Origin of the sequence: Paenibacillus sp. FSL M7-0656, assembly GCF_038003225.1 — a bacterium.
In the GTDB taxonomy this organism is placed as follows: Bacteria; Bacillota; Bacilli; order Paenibacillales; family Paenibacillaceae; genus Paenibacillus; species Paenibacillus amylolyticus.
In genome coordinates this window covers 1,528,309-1,549,761 of record NZ_JBBOOT010000001.1, presented here as the reverse complement: position 1 = coordinate 1,549,761, position 21,453 = coordinate 1,528,309, and the positions used below count along the sequence as shown (strand labels likewise).

General features: G+C 41.6%; 24 protein-coding genes and 1 pseudogene. 21 read left to right on the top strand and 4 right to left on the bottom strand.

Annotated elements, in window-relative coordinates:
- Window positions 1–141: 141 nt before the first annotated feature.
- The 14 genes and pseudogenes from MHI01_RS06530 (at window position 142) to MHI01_RS06465 (ending at window position 10,823) form a co-directional block, all read left to right on the top strand.
- On the top strand, window positions 142–921 hold the full coding sequence (locus MHI01_RS06530; RefSeq protein ID WP_127546022.1) for an ABC transporter ATP-binding protein: 780 nt from the start codon (window positions 142–144) through the stop codon (window positions 919–921).
- Complete coding sequence (locus tag MHI01_RS06525) at window positions 918–2,846, top strand: FtsX-like permease family protein (RefSeq protein WP_127546025.1); 1,929 nt, start codon at window positions 918–920, stop codon at window positions 2,844–2,846. Before MHI01_RS06530 ends, MHI01_RS06525 begins: the two co-directional genes overlap by 4 nt.
- 15 nt (window positions 2,847–2,861) lie before the next feature.
- On the top strand, window positions 2,862–3,185 hold the full coding sequence (locus MHI01_RS06520) for a YxeA family protein (protein ID WP_340982799.1): 324 nt from the start codon (window positions 2,862–2,864) through the stop codon (window positions 3,183–3,185).
- A 260-nt stretch (window positions 3,186–3,445) separates the two neighbouring features.
- Window positions 3,446–3,970 (top strand): YfiT family bacillithiol transferase, encoded by a 525-nt coding sequence (locus MHI01_RS06515; RefSeq protein ID WP_255319731.1) that lies wholly within the window; start codon window positions 3,446–3,448, stop codon window positions 3,968–3,970.
- A gap of 179 nt (window positions 3,971–4,149) precedes the next feature.
- On the top strand, window positions 4,150–4,704 hold the full coding sequence (locus MHI01_RS06510; protein ID WP_127546031.1) for a helicase: 555 nt from the start codon (window positions 4,150–4,152) through the stop codon (window positions 4,702–4,704).
- 42 nt (window positions 4,705–4,746) lie between these two features.
- A complete protein-coding gene (locus tag MHI01_RS06505) occupies window positions 4,747–5,403 on the top strand; it encodes a DUF4367 domain-containing protein (RefSeq protein ID WP_127546035.1) in 657 nt (218 codons plus the stop codon).
- 34 nt (window positions 5,404–5,437) lie between these two features.
- Window positions 5,438–6,166, top strand: coding sequence for a metallophosphoesterase family protein (locus tag MHI01_RS06500; RefSeq protein WP_340982798.1), 729 nt, complete (start codon window positions 5,438–5,440; stop codon window positions 6,164–6,166).
- Entirely contained in the window at window positions 6,163–6,645 is a 483-nt protein-coding gene (locus MHI01_RS06495) for a DinB family protein (RefSeq protein WP_340982797.1), read from the top strand. Before MHI01_RS06500 ends, MHI01_RS06495 begins: the two co-directional genes overlap by 4 nt.
- A 53-nt stretch (window positions 6,646–6,698) precedes the next feature.
- Window positions 6,699–7,217: pseudogene (locus MHI01_RS06490) on the top strand (phosphotransferase-like protein).
- A 50-nt stretch (window positions 7,218–7,267) separates the two neighbouring features.
- Window positions 7,268–7,726: a DUF5662 family protein gene (locus tag MHI01_RS06485; RefSeq protein WP_240767979.1), complete on the top strand. Its 459-nt coding sequence runs from the start codon at window positions 7,268–7,270 to the stop codon at window positions 7,724–7,726.
- Between the two features lie 134 nt (window positions 7,727–7,860).
- Complete coding sequence (locus MHI01_RS06480; RefSeq protein WP_340982796.1) at window positions 7,861–8,655, top strand: aminoglycoside N(3)-acetyltransferase; 795 nt, start codon at window positions 7,861–7,863, stop codon at window positions 8,653–8,655.
- Window positions 8,656–8,690: 35 nt separating this feature from the next.
- Window positions 8,691–9,170 carry a DinB family protein gene (locus MHI01_RS06475; protein WP_340936236.1) on the top strand — a complete coding sequence of 160 codons (480 nt, stop codon included), beginning with the start codon at window positions 8,691–8,693 and terminating at the stop codon, window positions 9,168–9,170.
- An 87-nt stretch (window positions 9,171–9,257) separates the two neighbouring features.
- On the top strand, window positions 9,258–10,193 hold the full coding sequence (locus tag MHI01_RS06470) for an acetamidase/formamidase family protein (protein ID WP_340982795.1): 936 nt from the start codon (window positions 9,258–9,260) through the stop codon (window positions 10,191–10,193).
- A 48-nt stretch (window positions 10,194–10,241) separates the two neighbouring features.
- The gene (locus MHI01_RS06465; RefSeq protein ID WP_340982794.1) at window positions 10,242–10,823 is read left to right on the top strand and encodes an HAD-IA family hydrolase; all 582 of its coding nucleotides are present in this window, start codon (window positions 10,242–10,244) and stop codon (window positions 10,821–10,823) included.
- 59 nt (window positions 10,824–10,882) lie between these two features.
- On the opposite strand, the gene MHI01_RS06460 is transcribed toward MHI01_RS06465, so the two are convergent.
- Window positions 10,883–11,332 carry a DUF1569 domain-containing protein gene (locus tag MHI01_RS06460; protein ID WP_076249741.1) on the bottom strand — a complete coding sequence of 150 codons (450 nt, stop codon included), beginning with the start codon at window positions 11,330–11,332 and terminating at the stop codon, window positions 10,883–10,885.
- 157 nt (window positions 11,333–11,489) lie between these two features.
- On the opposite strand from MHI01_RS06460, the gene MHI01_RS06455 reads away from it, so the two are divergent.
- From MHI01_RS06455 to MHI01_RS06425, 7 genes are all read left to right on the top strand, one after another.
- Entirely contained in the window at window positions 11,490–12,266 is a 777-nt protein-coding gene (locus MHI01_RS06455) for a class I SAM-dependent methyltransferase (RefSeq protein ID WP_340936232.1), read from the top strand.
- 44 nt (window positions 12,267–12,310) lie between these two features.
- The gene (locus MHI01_RS06450; protein ID WP_340982793.1) at window positions 12,311–13,138 is read left to right on the top strand and encodes a methyltransferase domain-containing protein; all 828 of its coding nucleotides are present in this window, start codon (window positions 12,311–12,313) and stop codon (window positions 13,136–13,138) included.
- A gap of 34 nt (window positions 13,139–13,172) precedes the next feature.
- Window positions 13,173–14,105, top strand: coding sequence for a hypothetical protein (locus MHI01_RS06445; protein WP_340982792.1), 933 nt, complete (start codon window positions 13,173–13,175; stop codon window positions 14,103–14,105).
- A gap of 96 nt (window positions 14,106–14,201) precedes the next feature.
- Entirely contained in the window at window positions 14,202–15,008 is an 807-nt protein-coding gene (locus tag MHI01_RS06440; protein ID WP_340982791.1) for a phosphotransferase family protein, read from the top strand.
- A gap of 180 nt (window positions 15,009–15,188) precedes the next feature.
- The gene (locus tag MHI01_RS06435) at window positions 15,189–15,635 is read left to right on the top strand and encodes a GNAT family N-acetyltransferase (RefSeq protein ID WP_339286498.1); all 447 of its coding nucleotides are present in this window, start codon (window positions 15,189–15,191) and stop codon (window positions 15,633–15,635) included.
- A gap of 45 nt (window positions 15,636–15,680) precedes the next feature.
- Window positions 15,681–16,004 (top strand): hypothetical protein, encoded by a 324-nt coding sequence (locus MHI01_RS06430; protein WP_100528755.1) that lies wholly within the window; start codon window positions 15,681–15,683, stop codon window positions 16,002–16,004.
- A 37-nt stretch (window positions 16,005–16,041) separates the two neighbouring features.
- Window positions 16,042–16,566, top strand: a complete 525-nt coding sequence (locus MHI01_RS06425; protein WP_127546075.1) for a GNAT family N-acetyltransferase — start codon at window positions 16,042–16,044, stop codon at window positions 16,564–16,566.
- 393 nt (window positions 16,567–16,959) lie between these two features.
- Here the strand turns inward: MHI01_RS06425 and MHI01_RS06420 are convergent, their stop codons facing one another.
- Genes MHI01_RS06420 through MHI01_RS06410 form a run of 3 tightly spaced genes read right to left on the bottom strand, consistent with a single transcriptional unit; the run spans window position 16,960 to window position 21,324 of the window.
- The gene (locus MHI01_RS06420; RefSeq protein ID WP_076326773.1) at window positions 16,960–17,925 is read right to left on the bottom strand and encodes a sugar ABC transporter substrate-binding protein; all 966 of its coding nucleotides are present in this window, start codon (window positions 17,923–17,925) and stop codon (window positions 16,960–16,962) included.
- Window positions 17,918–19,507, bottom strand: a complete 1,590-nt coding sequence (locus tag MHI01_RS06415; RefSeq protein ID WP_340984835.1) for a response regulator — start codon at window positions 19,505–19,507, stop codon at window positions 17,918–17,920. Before MHI01_RS06415 ends, MHI01_RS06420 begins: the two co-directional genes overlap by 8 nt.
- 5 nt (window positions 19,508–19,512) lie before the next feature.
- A complete protein-coding gene (locus MHI01_RS06410; RefSeq protein WP_340982790.1) occupies window positions 19,513–21,324 on the bottom strand; it encodes a sensor histidine kinase in 1,812 nt (603 codons plus the stop codon).
- Window positions 21,325–21,453 lie beyond the last annotated feature (129 nt).

Genomic DNA, 21,453 nt, shown 5'->3' with positions numbered 1-21,453 from the left:
GATATGTAAACCTGACTGCTTTTTATTTTGGCAAGGTGACAAAAATATCACATTGGGTCCCATTTTATCACCTAAAGCTTACGACCAAGAGGCATAAAAGAATTACACTGTGTATAGAACAACTTGATTGGAGTGTATGGGATGAAAGATCAAATCACACCGAAGACCGTTTTACTTGCTGAGGGACTACGTAAATCATATGGTTCAAAGGGAAATGCTCAACAGGTGTTACAAGGCATCAACCTTCGCGTGACAGAAGGAGAGTTTGTTGGCATTATGGGACCTTCAGGCTCAGGCAAAACCACCCTTCTCAATACTTTAGCTACCATTGACCGTCCCACGGATGGAGAAATTTTCATACAAGAGTACGAGATTTCCAGAATGAAGGATAGACAGCTTTCAGATATTCGTCGTCAGCATTTAGGTTTTATCTTTCAGGATTATAATTTGCTTGATACGTTAACGGTCAAAGAAAATATTTTGCTGCCGGTGTCTTTAACCAACATGAGCAAAATCGAAGCAGAACATGAGTTTAATGAGATTGCAGAGATTTTAGGCATTAAGGAATTAGCGGATAAGTATCCTACTGAAATTTCAGGCGGCCAAAAACAGCGTACCTCTGCGGCAAGAGCGTTAATTCATTCGCCTTCGCTTGTTTTTGCGGATGAGCCTACCGGTGCTCTGGATTCCAAAGCAGCCTCTAATCTATTAGAGAATTTACATGAGATCAACCTGACACGACAAGTCACCATTGTTATGGTTACACATGACCCGCTGGCATCCAGTTATTGTAGCCGGGTCGTTTTTCTGAAGGATGGAAAGATTTTTGCTGAATTGTACCGGGGAGAGAAAACGAGAGAAACGTTCTTCAAAGACATTCTGGATATGCAGGCCGTTCTTGGAGGGGGCAGCCCGAAATGAACATCTGGAAACTGGTGATGCGCAGCACGCGGAAAAACATCAAGATGTATTATCTTTATTTTTTCGCGATGATTTTCAGCATCAGCTTATATTTTATCTTTTCGACCCTGCAAAACGATCAAACCGTCATGGAAACCGTTCAAACCAGCGTAAACTTCTCAACGGCTTTTCAGATCGCAGGCATATTGCTTATTCTCATCACCATTGTGTTTACGATGTATGCGACGAATATTTTTATCAGAAGGCGTAGCCAAGAAATCGGATTGTATCAGTTAATTGGTTTGTCCAAGGCTTGGGTCGCTCGGGTACTGATCCTGGAGCACACCATACTTGGCCTGGGGGCTTTATTGATCGGAACATTTGTTGGAACCATGCTCTCACGACTCTTTCTCTTGCTGTTAATGAACCTGTTAGGGCTTAATGCCAAGTTTGGATTAACCTTCTCAGGTCAGGCATTTATTCAAACGATTGCTGTATTTACCTGCTTGCTTGCGGTTACAACCTTACAAATCATATGGATAGTATATCGCAATACATTGCTGCAATTGTTTCAGGCTAATCATCAAAATGAAAGTTTTGTCAAACGCCCAAGCATCGTGTCAGCCATTTTAGGGGCAGCCGGAATAGGTCTGATCGGGTTTGGTTATTATGTGTCAACTCTTATTGGATACACTGCAGATGCGCTGATTTTTATCATGTTAATTGTTCTCGTCAGTACCATACTTGGAACCTATTTAGTCTTCCATACAACCATAAGTTGGATATTATATGTTTATCGAAAAAGGCAAAATGGAAATCTCGGCCTGGTTAACAGTCTCTCGATCGCATCTCTAATGCACAGAATGAAAGGTCACGCCAATTCGTTAACCTTAATCACGATCTTGTCTGCGATGACCATTACAATGATTTCACTATCCTATTCCTTATATTATTCCATTGAAAAGGATGTAAGATTAGCGATGCCTTTTGATTTTGCAGTAGAAAATATGCCTGAGGAAGCCGCTGTGATCACAAGTAAGTTAGAAGAGGCACAGATTGAATTTGATTATCATCAAGTGGATGCGATCCGATTTCATGGTGCATGGGTGGATCAGAATCAGAATTCAAAACCAAGCCATCGTAACAGACCGTTTTTACTTTTCTCAGCAGAGCAGATGGCACAGGTTGGATTAGATCTGAAGCGTCCCCAAGATGGTGAAGCCATCTATCATAGTTCGCGAGCCATTATAGAAAGCATGGAGGTATTATCTCCAAAAGAGGTGCAGTACGCTTCAAACGATGAAGTTAATCTAATAACCGTCTCGAAGTCTGAGCTTAATAATGTGATGAATTACATTCTTCATGGCTATCAATTACTTGTTTCTCAAGAAACCTTCGAGCGAATGAGAGACAGCATTCAGGAGGATGAATTCAAAGAATTGGTGACATTTGAGGTGTTTAACGTATTGGATACGGAGAAAACAGATATCGCTTCAGATATCTTTCGAACGAGCGTGGACAGTGACCTGTTACTCAGGGACTTTTATTCCACATACGAGGGATCACGTCAAAACTTCGGACTCCTCATTTTCATTGCCGGTTTTCTAGGCTTGGTATTTATCCTTTCAACGGGAAGTATCTTGTACTTTAAACAAATGACCGAGGCCGAACAAGAGAAACCTCATTATCGGACACTGCGCCAACTCGGATTTCAAGTAGACGATATGATGAAAGGCATCATCCGTAAACAGCTCTTTATTTATTTAATTCCGCTTGGCATTGGGCTAACTCACGCTGCTTTTGCCTTGAAGGTAAGTTCCATACTCATCGCTACAAGTATGCTTACTCCAATCCTCATTAGTATGGCAGCTTATATCGTGATCTATTTAGTGTTTACGGTCGTTACCATTCGATATTACAAAAATATCGTTATCAATGCTCTATAGAAAGGAAGAACAATGATGAAAAAAAGAAACCTTTTTTCTTTTCTCGTTGCTATCGTTATGATTGCTGGTCTCTATCTCTTCATGCGTGAGCCATTTGATCGTTTTAATCCAATGATTAAAGAGGAACATGTGTATGTTAAGGTTCAAGATGAACCTGTAGATGATGACGGCAGATATAAGTATAAGGAGCAGGGGGTCACCGAAAGTGGAGAGACAAAACGAGTGGTATTCAGCACCAGTACCAGACTCGATCAAGGCACATTTTTAAAAGTACTCGCCAAAGGTACCTACACAGCAGACTATAAGTTTATCAAAGAGGATGAAATGCCATCGAATTAAAGAGAGGGAGCGTTTTATCCATTCTTACGAAGGATGTATTGCAGTAGGCCGAATTTCCGGGGTGAGATGAACGGAGCCTAGGCCGCTTGGTATCTTGTGAAATGACTAAGGATACAGATATGAGAGTAGTTTAATATAAGGAGCAGCCTGGGAACAAAGGTTGCTTCTTTTTTTTGCTTTTACACTTCGTAAATGGAACATTGTGGGTTATATTGGATATGATTTGGTACTATAGTAGAGAAATGGAGAGGTGGACAACTTTGGATGAAAAAATACGCTTTCCGATAGGACACTTTGAGCCAAGTCTTAAATTCTCTAATGAGGACCGAATCCATATTATTCGTCAAATTCCCGGAATTACGAAGACCTTAAGAGAGATTACACAATATCTCAATGATGAACAACGTTGTACTCCTTATCGTAATGGCGGTTGGACAATCACACAAATTGTGCACCACCTGGCGGACAATGACATGAACGCTTATATCAGATTTAAGAGAGCCTTGACTGAAGATGAACCGATGGCAAGCTCATATCGAGAGGATTTATGGGCATCATTACATGATTACAGGAATACGCCAATCGAAGATTCAATTTTGCTGATGGAGATACTGCACAAGCGATTCCTCACGTTGCTGCAAGGGCTACATCCCGATCAGTTTAGACGAAAACTCCGAACAGAAGTGTTAAGTACAATTTCATTGGATATCGCGATTCAAAGATTTGTATGGCACGGGCAGCATCATATTGCTCAAATTAAATCTTGTATAACATCGCAGAGGTGATAGGGTCTTATCTCAGGTGTGGAGGTAACATATGGGGAATTGTGAGTTGAATTTCTGAGGAGCCTTGGTCTGTTGCTATCATTTACCGGGGATATGTATGTAAACGAATTCAGAACAGGATTAGTGACTGCACTTGAAATATAAAGTCAATTATAAGAAAACTAGATTAGGGGATACGGATGTTGATTGAAGATGAAAAAGTATACCCTGATTGCGCAGTTGAAATTAGAATAGTAGACGTTGGCGGTTTAACAAAACCACAGCTTATACAGAAACTGGACCAACACTCTATTTTATTGAATAAATATGGAGAACAGTTGTTAAATGATGAGAGATTTATAGTTTCCAGTACAAAGCGAAGCTTGCAAACGGTTGAGTGGACCGTCAGACAACTTGGATTTTCGGATGGTGCTACGACTTTTCAGCTCTTTCGAAGAGCAAATGATCTTGGGCTAGAATGTTGTCCGGTTGAGTTAGGACCTTATCTAAGAATGCAATGTTTGGATCAGCCTGAGATATGTTCTACCAATATTTCAGAGGGTAACAAAGCTCCGTCCGGCTCCATTACGATAGCATCTGCAGCCCTTACGGAGGATAATGAATTTCCAAAAGGTTTTTATCTCAGACGAATAAACGACAAGTTATGGTTACGAGGATATCTTGCCGACGATTTGCATATTTGGAGTCCTCATGATCGTTTTATCTTCTGTAGGTCTCAGCTTTCTATAGCATGAAGATCAGAAAGGTATTTTTGAAAACAAAGGAGTGAAAGACCAATGGATATCAAAAACAAAAGCGGAGATGTGCTTGGAAAAATTCAAATTGAATCCTTACGCAATAATCATGCGATTGACCGAATCGTCTTTGACTTAAAGCCTGGTGAGGGGAAGGCGATTTATACCGCAGATGTTATAGAAAATCAATTCACGCAACAGACCAATTATGCACCCATTCCATGGGAAGACGGTTTGAAACAATTGCAACGGCATTACTCTCCATGGCAGCCGAAATTTCCGATTGATTCTGATATAGATGCCATTCATGTATTTTATGGATTTGATAATTTAACTCCGCAAGAAATTGATGAAATGATTGAAGAAAGTAACAGGTCAGGCAGAAATGTAGTGATACGCGACTTGAAGCCCAATAAGAGGGTTGTGGGCATCAGCATCACCTATAAAGAATACGGTGGTTATAAACTTAATATTTTCGGGACAACAAAGAGCCGGATCGCATTGTCTGATCATGATGGTACTAAGGTTAAACAGGTAGCCATACGTGGCGTCCAAGCATTTTATATTTTCAATAACGAAACTTCCCAATTGATATGGATCGAAGAGGATGTGCATGGGAAGGCGCTACAATACGAGATCATTGGTAGAAACATGTCAGAAGATCTTGTGATGAAGATTGCGAAGTCAATGAACGGATAAATTTTATATTATAACTGTTCTAAAAGGAGTTTCTATGAATCGGACGATAATGATTAGCGATATTCATGGCTGCATTGATCCATTTAATCAGTTATTGGATGATATCAATTACAATTCGAAATATGATCAACTAATTTTGCTCGGTGACTATGTGGATCGAGGTCCTAACAGTAAAGAAGTGGTCAAAGAGGTTATCAGATTAGTAAAAGAAAATCATGCGATCGCATTAAGAGGTAATCACGATCAAAGATTCGTTGATTTTATAAATGAGGGGAGTTCCGTAATTAAAGCGAAGTTTATTGAACATGGTGGTATTCAAACACTTCAGAGCTATTGTAATATTGAAGGCGCAATTTCTGATGAGATGTTGGATCAAGCGAGAGAGGCAATAAAAATGGATTACGGTCATCATATTAATTTTTTGAGTGAATTACCTCTATACCATGAGGATGAGACACATATTTACGTTCATGCCGGATTAAACCCCGATTACATAGAATGGTGGAAACAACCAGATCATGATTTTATGTATATCAAAGATAAATTTATTCATCATACGTTCACCAATCTACACAAAAAGATCGTCTTTGGACATACAAGAACGATAGACATTCATGGATCTGCGGATGTTTGGTTTGGTGAAGACAAGATAGGCATTGATGGTGGATGTGCCTATGGAATGCAGCTGAATGGTTTGATTTACCAAAATGGTTCTTACGTAACTTTTGATTCAAAGTTTAATCTGAGTGAGGTGCAACGATGAGTTACAAAACTATTCTCATAGATCAATTAAATGCCTGTTATCATGACAAGAGCTGGTTTATACCGCTTCATGATATTTTGACAGACCTCAATGCGGCGGAGGCCGCTTATGTAAAGAATGAGGTGGAGCACTCCATCTGGGCGATCGTCAATCATCTTATTTTCTGGAATGAGAAGTGGCTTGAGAGATATATTGCCGAACAGGTCGACGGGCAGCATTCAGTGAATAATGAGGATACATTCGAGATAGATCCGTCTAACCTGAATGATGTGGAGTGGGGCAAGACATTACATAGACTAAAAACCGTCTTTGGTGATTGGAACAGGGCACTTGAAGATAGCGAAGAACATAAATTGACTCGTGAAATCCCTTCCTATTTCAACGCGCCATGGTGGGGAGTTGTATCAAATCTATGTATTCATAATGCCTATCATATTGGCCAGATCATGCTGCTCAAAAAATCAATGAAACACACGTAGTACATGCTGTATTACGTTTATAAAATTATACTTAAGCAAGGAAGATGACTATCATGGAAAAAGGCAAAATTATATTTTTGAACGGTGTAACCAGCTCTGGTAAAACTTCAATTGTCGAGGCGATGCAATAATACGATGATCCGTTTTTCTATGTTGTGGCTAATGATTTATTTGAAAATACGATTGGTGATAAACATCTTCAGACGGATTACTGGAAGTATCTGAGTGAAGCGATTGTAATGATGTATCATACGGCAAAAGTATTTTCAGACCATGGAAAGCATGTTCTGATTGATGGCATTCTTGTGGAAAGACCGGAGCTCGCGCCGCATTATGAACAAGTCAAACAGATTTTTGAAGGGTATCCACTGGATATCGTTGAGTTATATTGCCCCCTCGACATCTGCCGTCAGCGGAACATCGAACGTGGTGATCGAAGAGAAGAGCAATCGGATGAGCAACATCAAATCATGGCTTCCGACATTCAGTATAGCTACTCGGTGGATACGAGTCTGCATACACCTGAGGAATGTGCCGAGATGATTATAAATACGCTGTTTAAAAGTGAATAGGGGTTCACTGTATGAATTGAAGAGAATGTAAAAAGAAGCTGGGGGTGTGGATGACATTGCTTTCTGCATACTGGAGGTACTTTTTATATGTAACTGAACATAAATTGAATGTTTTAATCGAGTGCTGGCATGAAGGTTTATATGTACAAGGGCTGCTTCATGATTTATCCAAGTTTTGTCCTCAAGAATTTATCCCTTATGCAATCAAGTTTTATGCGGGCCGTAAAGATGAAGATACAGAACTAAGATGGAAGAACGCATGGTTACATCACCAGAATCATAATAAACATCATTGGGAGTATTGGATTGTAAACAGAACTACAAAAGAAGCTTTGCCTATGCCAAAAAAATATTTTATAGAAATGGTATGTGACTGGAGATCTTTTTCAAGAAAATGGGGCCGCAGAGTCAAAGATTCCAATTTGGCAGAACGTATGATGAACTCGGAAGATGTTATTCTGCATCCAATGACGAGAGAAGCGCTTATGCAGTACTTATTAGAGAGGTGAATAATGATGATCCAAAATGATATGCGGTTTTTGGAATTGGCCATAGGAGAGCGGGCTGCCGTAAAACGAAAAATGCTGAAAGAATGGAATGTTAGACTGGGAATTATCAATACAGCATGGGATGAAAAGTTCATATGATAACAGCTGGAATTACAAAAAGTACGCTCATTAATGATTTAAGAGGCTTAGGTGTTAAGAAGGGCATGACGATAATCGTTCATTCCTCCTTCAAAGCAATAGGTAAGGTTATAGGTGGCCCGGTAAGTGTTATTTTAGCTCTGGAAGAAGCCGTTGGAACCAATGGAACCATTGTCATGCCCACTCAAACAGAACATCTTTGTGAACCTTCAGAGCATGACGCGAACCTGTCTTCAGAGGAAATTGAGTTCATCAAAGACAACATGCCTATTTATTATCCTGATTTAACACCAACCTCGTATATGGGTATCATTCCTGAGGTGTTTCGGAGGCAAGATGGTGTGTTTCGAAGCTCACATCCGCACATGTCTTTTGCTGCCTGGGGGAAAGAGGCCAAACGGATAATGGAAGATCACAACTTGCATTATGCATTAAATGAGAAATCTCCGTTAGGAAAAATCTATGATTTGAGTGGATACATTCTGTTACTTGGTGCACCTACAAATAGTAACACCTCCTTGCACCTGGCCGAATATAAACAGCAGAATTCATTTGTTAAGCCAAAAGTCTGGGGAGTAAAAATACTGGTGGATGGAATTGAGCAATGGACTACATACGATGATATTAACAATGAATCAGATGATTTTGAATTGATTTTTAATGAGTTTAAGATCCAGACTAACGCTGTTACCGAAGGAATGGTAGGGGAATCTGTGAGTTATCTGATACCCCAAAGAGAGATGATTGATTATGCTTTGGGATGGATGAATCGGAACCGAAGAGAGCAGTGAATCATCTCAAAAAGAAAGAAGGGGGAAATGTAATCATGACCAAAGAAATTGAACATTTGCTTCAAACTTTTGAAGAATGGACGGTGTTTGTCAAGACGATGAATCATCTTGAAGAGAAGACCTGGAATTCCAGCATGGAAGAAGGGAAATGGACGATAAAATCCATCGTCACTCATATCATGTTATGGGACCGATATTTTTACAAGGAAGCGATTGAGAAGATTGCTCTGAAGCAGCCAGTTACGTTGAAACATATGAATTTTGAAGAGTTTAATCGCAAAGCTATTGAATTTGGTAACCGCACAGAGACGTCCGAAATCGTAAATAAGGCTATCACGTACCGCCATAAAATTATGAATGACATTCGAGGGTTATCGGAGGAACAGCTTCATCAGACGTATTTAGACGCAGAGGGAAACGTATTTTATATTCCTCAATACCTTAAAGATTTTATATGGCATGACCAGCATCATATGGAACCGTTGAAGAAATATCTTGCCAACCTTGAAGCATAAAGGATTTAGCAGGCAGGGGGTGACACGGAACACAGCATGTTGCTTGCTTTGAATATAATATGTATCCCAAACCAGGGAGGGATTGTAGTGAGTACTCATACAATTGAATTAACTCAGGAAAATCTGATCGGTTCATTTACTAATGAGGTAACCCCCATTTTGAGCGTGAAATCTGGTGATTCCATTCGTTTTCAGACGCTAGATGCGGGTTGGGGAACAGGTGTGAGTTATGTGGAACGCATGAAACCTTTTGATCGTCAAGGTGAAAAAGATGGAGGTCATGCCTTAATCGGTCCGATCTATATCGATGAGGCGAAGCAAGGACAGACGTTGGAAGTTATTTTCAATGAGATCGTACCCGGGAGTTACGGGTTTACTTCCGCTGGCGGATATCCGAACTGGCAGAACCATAAGTTACATCTAACAGAGGTTGAAGAACTGTCGCTGAACTGGACACTTGATCGCCAAACGATGAATGGAACCTGTGAAGTACACGGGAAATCCTTCACGGTATCTCTCTCGCCGTTTATGGGTGTAGTGGGTATGCCGCCAGAGTCAGGTGGAATTCATACGACTTGGCCGCCTCGCTATTGTGGAGGAAACATCGACTGCAAGGAACTGGTGCAGGGAAGTAAATTATATTTACCTATCCCCGTAGACGGAGGTTATCTCGCGATTGGTGATGGTCATGCACGGCAGGGAGACGGTGAAGTCAGCTGTCAGGCCATCGAATGTCCAATGGAGGTTGTGGATATCACGATCAACGTGATTGATGATATGATTTTGACCAATCCTCGTGCACATACGCCATCCGGCTGGCTTACCTTCGGTTTTCATGAAGATCTTAATGAGGCTACGGTTCAAGCATTAGACGGGATGCTCAATCTGATGGGTGAGTTGTACGGACTAGATCGAGTGGAAGCGATTGCACTTGGAAGCGCGGTAATTGACCTGCGTATCACCCAAATTGTGAATGGCGTTAAGGGTGTACATGCTGTCCTTCCGCATGACGCTTTTAAGTGACTTAAGGCCTGTTATACGTCGTATTAGTTGAACTCGGGGGTCGATAAAATGAAAGGCAGACCACAGATCGTTTTAGATATCGCAGGGGTTTTGTTAAGTAATATGTCGTTGACGTGCTGGAAAGATATGAGTGAGGAAACCAACCTATCGGCAGAATCTTTGAAAGTACATTTTGCAGGAATCAAACGAAAGCTCTGGACAGGAATGATGAGGGAAGAAGAGTTCTGGCAATCGTTGAAGGAGATGTATCCCGAATTATCAATAAGCCGAGCGAAGGACATCTTATACAATTCAATTGTTCCCTTACCAGCCGCTCAATACCTTGAGCGATGGAGTGAGTTCGCAGATATCCATCTACTCAGCAATCATTGTAAGGAATGGATTGAGCCGAATCTGAGCTGTTTAAGCTCATTTACCAAAAGTGTAACCATCTCTAATCAAGTGGGTTTATGCAAACCTGAGATTGAGATATACCAACGGGTCAAAACCCTCCTGGCAGCTGGAGAAGAGGTTCTATTTATAGATGATCAAGAGAAAAATTTACATTCTGCTAAGCTACTTGGTTGGAAGACTTTACTGGCTGACGAAGAAGGAGATTGGGTTAATGAAGTTGAGTCATTGCTAATTTAGAATGTAATCCAGAAACAGTAATAGAACAGCATGCATAACTGGCACACCGTGCATAACCGCTAAACTCCAAATTGCTTTAGATGATGATCTAAATGCTTGTATATGCCCTTACCCCATTGCTCGGCTGTTAATTTTCCGAAGAAGGGATGGGGGTGGCGGGAGAAATTTTCTGAAGCACCTTGTTGAAAGATATTAATCTGCTGCTCAAGCTTTTCTTTTTCTGCCATAAACTGTCGTTGGTCATCAATAATGATTGTCGGGATCGTAGACATATTATGGGGCAAGGGCTTGTCATTATAAAACATTGGTTTTGCGAACCGTCCTATAAGTCTTCCAAGTAATCCTCTAGGTGGAAAAGCATTTCCTAAGGGGATATCATGAAATGCTGAACAGTGAGCCAGCATTTGAGAGACCTGCATCGTGCCCCATTCAGGGATGGATTTTTCACTAAGTTGATCCATGCGCTCTGTAATTTCAGCAGCATTCATCGTATCAAATATACTTTTCACAAGAACACCTCATTCCTCCAGGATATAAAATTTGAACTTAAACTATCATCATTCTCTTATTGAAAGGTTTATCCTCTTACTATCAAGAATAATAAGATATGGTAAGTTTAGTCAATGTGTTATAGGAAAATCACAATTGAAATCGGAGGATGCGAACTTGGAAAATAAGGAAACGTTTAATCTCGTAACACATGAATATGAACGATATAGACCCCTTTATCCGAGTGAAATGTTTGATGAGATTTTTACATACCTGAATCTTAGTAAAGAGGGTTCCATTCTTGAGATTGGCTGCGGAACGGGGCAGGCCACAGGCGGATTGGTGAGCAAGGATTATACAAACATCACGTGTATTGAATTAGGCAACAACTTGGCACAGTTCACCGCAGACAAATTCAAATCATATCCATCGATTCAAGTAATCAACACTTCCTTTGAGGACTGGAATAACGAAGGAAAGCGATTTCAATTGATTGTGTCAGGAACGGCCTTTCACTTCATTGATCCGGAGGTCGGTTACCACCGGGCTTGGGAATTGCTAGAGAATACAGGCGGCATTGGACTTTTCTGGACGATTCATGTACCGGTCTATGACCAGCTGCACAATGAAATTCGTTCCCACTACACAGCATTATCCCCTCATCTCGATGATTCGCACTATCCTTCGCCAGATGAAGTTATCCAGGAGCGTAAAGAAATAACAGAAAAATCCGGCTTGTTCACGGATATTGAGGTTAAGGAGTATAACTGGATACAGACTTGCTCCAGCGAAGAATATGTCGCTTTATTAAATACCAACTCCAAACATCAGCAGCTTTCTATTGATGTTCGGCGTTCACTTCTAGAGCGAATCAAACATTCCATTGATGCTGCAGGTGGAACGATAGAGAAACAACATAAGGTTGCGCTTTTTCTAGGGAAGAAAAAGGTCTAAGAATATATGTTTTTATTATTCTACTTAAGAACAGGAGAGAATATATGAGTGATCCGCGTTCAACATACAGTATCCAAACGGCAGTGTTAAGCTTACAAGAGGAATTAGAGAGGTTAAAGATGCAGGCGATAATGGGGTGGTCCAAAGAATTCCGAAATCTAGAATGGTATGGTTTGAAAAATGGAATGCGTCTATTGGAGGTCGGAAGCGGACCAGGTTACATTACAGAGCAATTATTGAACAGCCTGCCGGACAGCGAGCTTACCTCGCTTGAGATTGATCATTCGCTGCAAGGACAAGCCAAAGAACGGCTGAAAGATATTCCTTCCAAGCGATTACAATTTGTAGAGTCTTCCATCTACCAGATGGATCAGCCTGATGATTCTTTTGATTTTGTCGTGGCAAGACTTATCTTTCTTCATTTGAACAATCCTGACGAAGCTGCACAAGAGATATATCGTGTACTGAAGCCTGGTGGCCGTCTTGCTATTATTGATGTGGATGACGGCGTTTTTGGAGCAGTGAATCCTGATGTTCCTGCTTTGCATACGGTATTAATGAAAATTTCGAACTATGTAGCACAACACGGCGGTAATCGTTTAATTGGTAGAAGTCTGCCGCGTCTCCTTTCTGAGAGCGGATACATCGATGTTGACATTGATTCTGTCCTTCAACATAGTGATCTGTTAGGCATAGAAGGGTTTAAGCACCAGTTTAATCTTAATCGTTTTGTACATTTTGCTGAAAAAGGTGTGATCAGTTCGGAGGAATTTGCTCAGCTGCAACAAGCTTCTGAAGCGATAAATCATTCGCCGGAAGCCTATGCCATGATGAATTTCATTACAGCTTGCGGCACAAAGCCATTGACATAGCTGAATTGAAACTAATTAAGGACGGAGGATGGGGATGAATATCGTTCATTCTTTTCAGGAATTAGTAGTTCGAGGGGATCATCAGGGTACGATTGAGTTACTGAAAAACTTCGAACAATCCAGGAAATTGTCTGTCCATGAACGAGGCTGGGTCTACTGGAATATTTCAGATGGTTATGCCTTGTTAAGAGAGCCGGAACCGCTTTATGCCAATCACCGGGAATTCTTCGAATGGGGGAGAAAAAACCTCGCCCCGGAGCAGTTACACTGGATCGTTTCGGATTCGACACAAGCGTTGTCGTTATCTCTAGGGAACTACTTTGATCATTGGATGGATTGGTACCAATATGCTTGCGATTATGCCCCGAAGTTGGATACCAACCGAGGTGTTCGATTCGAGAGCCATCGGGCTTTGGGTGGTTCGCTTTGGGTTTTGGAGAGATACAGTGAAATGGACAGTGTGCTTGAAAATATGAACCAGCTTATACAAGAAGATGAGACATGGTCCAATATTCTTTTTGCCCGAATTACATACAACAAACAGCGTCTGGCCTATCTGCATCATGTTGGGGAGGTTAGAGAAGTAAATCTGCTTCTGGATGAAACGCTGAATTTGATAAACAAGATCGACTGGTCAGCATTAGATCAAATAAAAAATCAGGAAGTTGTAGGTAGCTGGAGACAATTGAATTCATCCAGTAACTCACAGAGAGATGTTCACATCGCGATGAACAATCTGGCATGTATTTTGACAGATATTGAAAAGGTAGAGGAAAGTGTGGGGTTATTCAGACGGCTACAGGACAATGGATATGCTTTGAATGGGTATGCTTTTTCTAAATATGTCTGTTCGGTCTGGAAGTCAGAGGGGGTTGAAGCTGTTAGGGAAGTGTTAGGTGCCAATAAATCTTTTGAAATCGCTGAACTGATTAAACATAGCCCTATGCTTTCAGAGATCGAAGATTAGGTTTGAGGTTGTCTAAAAGAGGACTGAACTTCAAGGACTAAGAAAGAAGGAATGCATGAAGTGAACCATGACATCTTGTTAAACAGATTTCCGAATGTGAACATTGTTAAACTAACAGGTGGTTATACCAATACGACCCTTTTACTTGAGGGAACTGATCCGCAGATGATTGCTAAAATCTATCATGTAGAAAATACAGATGCAAGGACAGAAATAAGCGCGCTAAGGTTGTTAAATCATTCTGGCGTGACTCCGCGAGTGCATGATTGCTTTGAAAAAGAAAACTGGCTGTTTGTTATGATGGATTATGTTCCAGGAATAAACGCACAGAGGCTGCTGGATCAAGATGGACGTGACCAAGGCAGGAAAATTTATGAGCAACTTGGTATATATCTCGCCAGAGACGTGCACACAATCAAACGAGGTGACTGCGAAGCAGAGCTGCCAGTCATAACGAAGTCCGCTAATGATGTGGAGAAACTTGAGTTTGTACCCTCCGGAATCAAAAGCATGGTAAAAGAAGTGTTGGACATTTCCGATCATGGGGAGCAAACTCTGATTCACGGAGATTACGGACCACATAATGTCATCTTATCCAACGATTCAATGTTCATTTTGGACTGGGAGTGGGCAGGATGGGGCAATCCGTTGTTTGATATCGCATGGGTGGTCTGGTTTGTGCATCTTCATTACCCTCACATGGCAAAGGATCTGTCAGAAGTCTTCTTAAATGCATATACAGAACGTACAAATATTGATGTAACAAATGATCTAATTCGGGCATATTCCACATCCAAAGTAATACAGATCATGAACCGAATCAAGAATGCTCATCCAGATGTACATAGGGAATGGCTCCGCAGATTAGAATGGACACTGCAAGCGAGCTTTAACAAGTCTTAATCGTGAAATTTCGTTGAAACGCTGAAATATACGTGAGAGGAGTGATGTGATATGAGAAACAATACAAATCTGAGTAGAAGAAATGAAGTTGCAAGAGGTGTTTTTGTCTAGCGCAGAGGACCCAGGGAAGGGTATCGAGGGATTCCTCTGTGTAATTTTCACTAGGAGGAGTTTCAATTTATGATTCAATTAAAAAGTGTGTCGGTGGATAATTGGTATGCATGTACTCAACTTAATGTAACGGAAGAACAGAAAAAAAGTTTTCCCGCGCCAGTTGTATATTGGATTGCTGAATCCAAAGTAGTGGAAGACTTTCAACCCATGGCCATCTATTTTGATTCGGATCTGGTTGGTTTTGCTGTGTACTCAGATAAGCCCGATCATGAGGATAACTACTGGCTTCTTGCTCTAATGATAGATACAAAATATCAGGGCAGAGGTTATGGAAGAGAAGCGCTTAGGAAGTTGATTGATCTAATGAAAGAATCGCTGAATTGCAAACGCATCATGATTGGACACAGGCCGGAAAATGGTATCGCCGGAAATCTGTATGAATCATTTGGTTTTCACAGCGTAAGTGAAGGGCTGATTGATGGCGAAGTCGTTCGGCTTCTAAGATGCAAGTAGTGCCAAAACACACGCGATTTGGATTGTAAAGGAGGTAGCTTGTCTTTGAAGCATATACACATTATTTTCTCATTACTCTTTATCATGCTGGGAATTGTGATTATTACAATCTCGAAAATGATTGAAGAGGTGATTCCTAAGCTAGGGTATGCAGCATTCCAGTCAGCAGCAGCTGGCAGCTATACTCCGAGTGATTATCAAGTGAATTTTGTACTGAATTATTGGATAGGCGCGATATGCATTTTGGGTGGAGTTATCTGTTTAATTAGTACAATGAATGTTGTCAGAAACTACATTCATGAAATGAATATAAGAAACAGAGCGTTTGATGAAACTCATAATTATGACGACACAAGAGAACTGAAATAGGTTATGATATGACATAAAAAAGAAAGGGCGGATATACATGATTACATTCCAATACTTTGAACCGGAAGATTTTGATAAACTGATCGAATGGAGTGGGGATGAAGCATTTTTGCTCCAGTGGGCCGGCCCTCAGTTCCAATATCCACTTTCCAGAGAGCAACTATCGGATTATTTGCAGGGTGCCAATGATAAGAACACTTCAAATAAGTTCATTTATAAAGTGATGGATGAATCAACTCAGGAGATTGTGGGTCATATTGCTCTTGGCGGTATCGATCGATATAATCGTTCAGGGCGTATCGGTAAGGTGCTACTTGGCGAGCCGTATCAGGGTAAAGGTTATGGGAAGCAAATGATCGATGAGGCACTTCGAATTGGATTTGAAGAGGAGAAGTTGCACCGGATCAGTCTGGGCGTATTTGATTTTAATGTCTCAGCCATCCGATGTTATGAAAAAGCGGGCTTTGTACAAGAGGGACTTATTCGTGATGCGAGAAGATATGAAGATACATTCTGGAATCTAATCGAAATGAGCATATTAGAAAATGAATGGAAAAAATAGCTTATCAAAAGCGATCATCATACTTGAGAGGAGGTTCTCCCACTCGTCATGCTGAGCATACTGAAAAAGCTGACTTTTTGGTTTGTTATTTTCTCGCTAACCGTATGTTTCATTAATCTATCAGGAAATGATGATAAGAATATTCTGATTTACCTAACGAATCCTATAAATCCGTTGCTGAATGACTGGTTGACCAAGATAAATACAAATCCAGAGACGAACTCATTGTTCAGGCCGTTAATATACTTGTTCCATTTGATGTTTTGGGGCGGAGTGGGGTTCATCCTGGATCGGATCATTATGAAGCTAAACCGTAAAGGGTAGAAATAACTACGTGTACGAAAATTAAAAGGGGATGTCCGCCTGTCATCAGAATGACAGGCGGACATCCCCTTAATTGCTTTCTTTCTGATTTATTTCAATGATCCCCGTATCAATAAATTCCTTCACAGGCACACTGTCGCTAGCGAGTAACAGGGTCTCCATCATTTTGGCACCCCAGACTCCTTCATTCTGCGAAATAACGGCAGACAATTGACCGTTGAGCAACCCGTTTTCACTAGTCGGGCTATCACCGAACGCGATTAAATGCCGGTTAAGGCCTTTTGCTTTCCAGATCAGGGTAGAAGCAGAGACAGAAACAAAATCGAGCCCGATAATTGCATTGAAGTGAGGGTGAGCCTGAATCATGTTCTCCATATCGGACATGGCTTGATCTTCATTCCCTTGATGATAACGAACTTCCAAGATTTCGATGTCTGTTTCACTGCGGATATAATCAATGAATCCATTAAGCCGCTGCTGCAAACCTTGCATCTCCTCCAAACCATTCTCGACAAGAATCATGCCTTGATTATGCAGAAGTCTTGTAGTCGTCATCGCGAACTGCTGGCCAGTGCGATAGTTATCGGCGCCCACATAAGCGATTCGATGACTGGATGGGACATCTGACTCAAATGTAATGACAGGAATACCCGCAGCTTGGGCTGCATCAATAACGGGTGTAAGTGCAGCAGCATCCACGGGAGATATAGCTATCCCGTCCACATGCTGTTTGATCATATTCTCCATGATACGGATCTGTTGTTCGGTATTGGCTTCATCAGGTGCGTTTACAATTAATGTAATATTGTGTTTCCCTGCATACTCCGTTGCATCCTTCGTGATCATCTCATAGGTTGGATACGTCATTGGATAAATAATACCGAAAGTTTTGCTCGCTGCAGATTTCTCTACAGGTGAAGTCGCAGGAAGTATTGCAGCCATCTGCTGTGGGCGAATGTGTGCCGAACCGGATGAAACGATCATCGGGAACAGAAGGCTTAGTGTAAGTAAAAGTGCAAATCTGGCTTTATTCATACATTGACTCTTTTCTCATATCTGATGGTCTGGCCTGCGATTCCTCGGTTCCTTGAGTTCGGTATTCTCTTGGCGTAAAACCGGTTGTTTTCTTGAATATATTAGAAAAATAGTGAGAGTCATTGTAACCAACTTTGTAAGCAATCTCAAAGGTTTTGTTGTTGGTTGTTTTAAGCAGCTCCTTGGCTTTGCCGATTCGAATCTGGGTTAGATACTCCGTTATCGTTTGACCAGTTTCCTGACTGAAAATCTTGCTTAGATGACTTGGACTGATTCTGACGTGTGCAGAAATCATCTTCAACGAGACCTGTTCGTTATTGTATTCACGGGATACATAGGCTTTCACCTGATCAATGACATCACTGTATTTTCCAGAGCACGCTGCTCTTCTCTGCCATAACAGGTTAAGCAGGGAACACAGATATTGGGTACAATCCTCCCAGCACGTAATCTTCCGAATCGTCTGTTGCAGGGAAGTAATGTTCTCATCCGAATGGTCACTCATGCGGAACAACTGATTCGCGAGCCGAAACGACTCCAGCGTAAGATCATTCAACAGATAGAAGCCATACGAGGAGGACTTCCAGTCGAAGGACTGTAATGGAGTGGCAAACTCTTGCACAAAATGGTCACGCAGATTGGGGCTGCCGATTTTGAGAAATTCAAGAAACGAATTCCTGTCGAGAAAAAGAGTCGTTTGCTCATCCAGGTTAATGTCATGTAGAGAAGCTCTGTTCTGAAGGGTGAGTCGATTAATATATTTATCCTCCTCCGCTTCCAGATACGAGACATGAATTCCTTGCAGCCGCTCCTGTTGACTGCCAATGCCCAGAATAATATTACATTTGAACGTATGCTCAAGTTCCATACGAACCCGCCCGCGAAGCTGCCCCAGATATACGGATATGCTGTCATCGGAGTGATACTTGAGCAGAAGCACCAACTCGGTCCGGCTTCGAATATAAGGAAGAAGTTCGACGTGGGGATCACGAGTTTCCTCCAGTATGGGAAGCAGCTTCTTCATCAGGGATTCCGGGTCCCGGGAGTCATCTGTTAATCGAACGTCGATAATGACAATTGTATAATACCGGGCCGAGAGTGGAAGTGAGAGTTGTTTGGCTGATTCAATCGCATCGGTTGTACCGATGAGTCCTCCGCACAGATCGGCCAGCAGTTTTTCTTTGGTGATCGTTCGGTTTGTCATGCGTTGATGTTCTTCATCCATTTGTTTGCTGACCTTATGAAGCATTTGGATTAGCTCTGCTGCACTAATGGGCTTTAGACAGTACTCGGTCACACCAAGTCGGATAGCCTCCTGGGCATAGCTGAATTCATCATGACCGCTCATGATAATGATTTTGATATCAGGTTGTTGAGTGCGAACGATGGAGGTCAGTTCCAATCCGTTCATAAATGGCATTTTGATATCCGTAATCAGAATATCCGGAACCCATTCATGAATTAAAGGTAACGCAAGCTCGCCGTCGGGTGCATCCCCACAATAGTGAAAACCTTCCTTTTCCCAATCGATGCAACTCCGTATATTCTCCCGAATTCCAATTTCGTCATCCACGATCATCACCTTTTTCAACGGTTAACCTCCTTGCTTTTGGGGATACGAATCATAAATGTGCTGCCTTCCATATAGGTACTTTCCATTTCAACGCCATAAGCTGGTCCGAAATAGAGTCGAATCCGGTGATGTACATTGAGCAGACCAAATCCGCCTTCCTGCTCGTCATCTTGGGGTGAACGGGAACCGGCCGGCTTCTCCAGCTCTTCACGTAATTGTGCCAATCGATCCGCAGACATGCCAATTCCGTTGTCTTGTACGGTGAGAATGATGCTATTGTCCTCTACATATCCGTGTATGGATATTAGCCCTTGACCGCGTTTGTTCTTGATCCCATGGTAGAGCGCGTTTTCAATCAGGGGCTGCAGCGTCATTTTCAAAATGGGATAATCCTGAAGCTCACGATCAACGCTGATCTCGTAGGTGAGAATATCGTGGTACCTCATCTGTTGAATAACCAAGTAACTCCGCGCATGTTCAAGCTCGGTTTGAATGGATACCCAGTCGAATCCTTTGTTCAGACTCAAACGAAAGAACTTCGAGAGGGCTTGCACAAGTTTGATTACATTTTCTTTTTTCTCTGCTTCAGCCATCCATAGAATTGATTCCAACGTGTTATACAGGAAATGAGGGTTGATCTGAGCTTGCAGCGTACGTAGTTCAGCTATTTTTACCTGTTCATTCTCTCGAATGCTCTTTTCGATTAGTGTTTTGAGATTATCCAGCATCACATTGAAACTTTTGCCCAGATCAGCAATTTCGTCCGAGCCGTGTGGTGTGACTTTGGCTTCTAAGTAACCGTTTGCAGCTTTACGCATCTTGTTCATCAGAATCCGAATGGGAAGAATCAGTCGATTATTCAGGAAAAAATATAACGATATCGCAAAGAAAGCACTTAACAAAACGGTAATGATGATCAATTGGCGAATGCTATTGGCCTCTGCAATGATTTCCTGATAAGGAGCTACCCCGATCATTTTCCATCCGGTCTGTTTTGAGGTGCTGTATACAACAAACTGGGGTTTGGATCCTGCAGACAGGATAAAGCTGTCGTGCTGTAGATGTAAAGGGACCGATCGGATCTGATCCATCATGGTTATGGATGCCGGGGTGACATCCGGCCTGAAGAGTGTATTTCCGTATTGATCACTAATATAGAAAAAACCGGAATCCTTAATGGGGGTATTCGTCAAAAAATCATCAATGAATGAGTCATTCAAATCAATCACGATGAACCCGATGACCTCATGCGTAATTCGCTCTTTGACCGTGGTTATAATTGAAAGCGCATTCTGTTTAGGGTAAGCAAACCCATCCAGCCTGTTATATTCGGCATAGGATGCAGAATGAGGGATGCGCAGAATGGCATCCGGATACTGTATCAGATACTTGAAGTACGGGTTACGCAGCGGATTTCGTTCCAGCTTGAACACGCCTTTTCGTTCACTTATGCCTTTTCCATAAAAATTCACGAATGAGATATTAAGTACCTTGTCATACTTGTAGGTTTCCCGATAAAGATTGTATGTCTGAAGGATGGCTTTGGCTTCCGGGTAGGACTCCGATTGAGAATACAAGTATTGAAGCACTTGCGGGTTCTTGCCCAGTTCGAGCAGCCGTTCCGTATCCTCAAACAAGATGTCAATGTTCCTGGCAAGCTGGTCGGCAACCAGCTGTGTCGAGGCCTTGTTATGATTGGATACGACCGTATAGGATTTGTGGTAAGAAATCAATCCAACCACGATCAGTGGTACTGAACTGAGGATGATAAACATGCTGAGTAATTTAAGCCTGAGGCTTGAAGCAATCCATTGAATGAGTTTCAACGTATTCCACTCCATCTGAAGGGATCAAAAATGTATCATTAGTATAACATGATTTTCTAATATGTAAGAGAATCGCTAAATACTACACAATTAAACAAAGAAATTACACTTTTTAAACTCCATTTTTTG